Annotated in this window: 4 protein-coding genes; 2 read left to right on the top strand and 2 right to left on the bottom strand. The window is 72.4% G+C overall.

What is annotated here, in order from left to right; genetic code table 11:
* Both G3I65_RS32435 and G3I65_RS32430 read right to left on the bottom strand, forming a co-directional pair.
* Positions 1-286: ATP-binding cassette domain-containing protein (locus G3I65_RS32435; protein ID WP_160699477.1), on the bottom strand; the 286-nt coding region annotated here is incomplete at its 3' end.
* 14 nt (positions 287-300) lie between these two features.
* Positions 301-690 (bottom strand): GntR family transcriptional regulator, encoded by a 390-nt coding sequence (locus G3I65_RS32430; RefSeq protein ID WP_160699476.1) that lies wholly within the window; start codon positions 688-690, stop codon positions 301-303.
* Between the two features lie 116 nt (positions 691-806).
* On the opposite strand from G3I65_RS32430, the gene G3I65_RS32425 reads away from it, so the two are divergent.
* Positions 807-1,580 (top strand): cyclase family protein, encoded by a 774-nt coding sequence (locus G3I65_RS32425; RefSeq protein ID WP_125313822.1) that lies wholly within the window; start codon positions 807-809, stop codon positions 1,578-1,580.
* Positions 1,577-1,956 (top strand): thiamine pyrophosphate-binding protein (locus tag G3I65_RS32420; protein WP_309235841.1); only part of this gene is annotated, 380 nt, incomplete at its 3' end. The genes G3I65_RS32425 and G3I65_RS32420, both read left to right, overlap by 4 nt.

The following is a 1,956-nucleotide window of genomic DNA, read 5'->3' as shown; positions in this document are numbered from 1 at the left end:
TGGTGATCAGCTCGGCCGCGGTGAAGTCGCGGTAGAGCGGGGTGTCCTGGGCGACGAACCCGATCTCGGGGAGCGCGGCCGCGGGCGGGCGGCCGAACACCCGCACGTCCCCGGAGTCCGGTGACAGTAGGCCCGCGGCGAGGTGGAGGAGGGTGGTCTTGCCCGCGCCGTTCGGGCCGACGAGCGCGACGATCCGTCCGGCGGGGACGGTCAGGTCGCAGTCACGCAGGGCCCAGGTGCGGCGGTACCGCTTGCCCAGCCCGCGGGTTTCCACCGCCGGCTCCATGTACCAGCCCCCCACTACGCGCGCGGTGCCGCTGTCCCGCGCATCGTGGTCTCGATCAGCGCCGCGATGTCGTCCGGTGTCATCCCCGCCGCGTCGGCGCGCTCCAGCCACGCGACCAGCTCGTCCCGCAGCTGCGCCTGCGCCCCCAGCGACGGGCCGGCCAGGTCGCCCGTGACGAACGTGCCCACTCCCGGCCGTCCGTCGGCCAGGCCCTCCAGAACCAGCTCGCGGTAGGCCTTGAGCACCGTGTTCGGGTTGATCGCCAGCTCCTGCGCCACGTCACGCACCTTCGGCAGCTGGTCGCCGGGGCGCAGCAGGCCGACCCGCAGTGCCTGCTTCACCTGCACGACGAGCTGCATGTACGTGGCGACCCGGGAACGGCCGTCCAGGACGAACTCGATCACCGGACCTCCTACTGTCCTACGCCAGTAAGACAACACCGGGGAACACAGCGCTGTCAAGGCGGCCGTCGCGGGCATAGGGTCTCGATCGAGAGGCACACCGGCACCGGGAGGCAGGCATGTCGTTGTTGGACGGGCTCGGCAAGGCGATCACCTCGGGGGCGGTCGAGATCGTCGACCTCACCGCACCCCTGAGTTCGAGCACGCCGATCCTGCAGTTGCCCGAACCGTTCGCCAACACCATCCCGTTCCGGCTCGAGGAGATCAGCCGCTACGACGAACGCGGGCCGCGCTGGTACTGGAACGACATCCACACCGGCGAGCACACCGGCACGCACCTCGACGTCCCGGTGCACTGGGTGTCCGGAAAGGACGGTCACGACGTCTCCCAGGTACCGCTGAAGACTCTCGTCGCGCCCGCGGTCGTCCTCGACTTCTCCGCGCGGGCCGCCGAGGACCCGGACTTCCTGCTCTCGATCGACGACGTCCGGGCGTGGACGGCCGAGCACGGCCCGCTGCCCGACGGCGGCTGGCTGCTCTACCGCACCGGCTGGGACGCGCGCAGCGCCGACCAGGAAGAATTCCTCAACGCCGACGAGACCGGGTCGCACTCCCCCGGCGTCTCGCCCGAGTGCGCGCGGTGGCTCGCCGAGGAAACGCCGATCACCGGGCTCGGGGTCGAAACCGTCGGGACCGACGCGGGTCAGGCGCCCGCGCTCGAGCCGATGTTCCCCTGCCACGAACTCCTGCTGGGCGCCGGGAAGCACGGCTTGACGCAGCTGCGGAACCTCGCCTCGCTGCCGCCGACCGGGACGCTGCTGGTGGTCTCGCCGCTGCCGATCGTCGGCGGCTCCGGCAGCCCGGCCCGCGTGCTGGCGCTGGTGGAGCGGTGAACGTCGCCGAACTCGTCGGCCGCACGCTCGCCGGCCTCGGCGCCGGCACCGCGTTCGGCGTGGTGGGCAGCGGCAACTTCGAGGTGACCAACGCACTGCGCGCGGGCGGCGTCCGGTTCGTCGCCGCCCGCCACGAGGGCGGGGCGGCGAGCATGGCCGACGCCTACGCGCGGATGAGCGGGCAGGTGTCAGTGCTGTCGCTGCACCAGGGCTGCGGGCTGACCAACGCCGTCACCGGGATCACCGAGGCCGCCAAGAGCCGGACGCCGATGATCGTGCTGACCGCCGACTCCGCGGGCGCGTCGGTGCTGTCGAACTTCCGCGTCGACCAGGACGGCCTCGCCGCGGCGGTCGGCGCGGTGCCGGAGCGCGTGCA

Origin of the sequence: Amycolatopsis sp. SID8362, from assembly GCF_010550475.1 — a bacterium.
In the GTDB taxonomy this organism is placed as follows: Bacteria; Actinomycetota; Actinomycetes; order Mycobacteriales; family Pseudonocardiaceae; genus Amycolatopsis; species Amycolatopsis eburnea.
Note: the sequence above shows the minus strand (reverse complement) of the source record. Positions and strands in the feature narration are given on the sequence as shown.

Bases quoted from the DNA above. Each gene is read 5' to 3' on its own strand.
- G3I65_RS32425 (WP_125313822.1), top strand. From the start codon at position 807: ATGTCGTTGTTGGACGGGCTCGGCAAGGCGATCACCTCGGGGGCGGTC.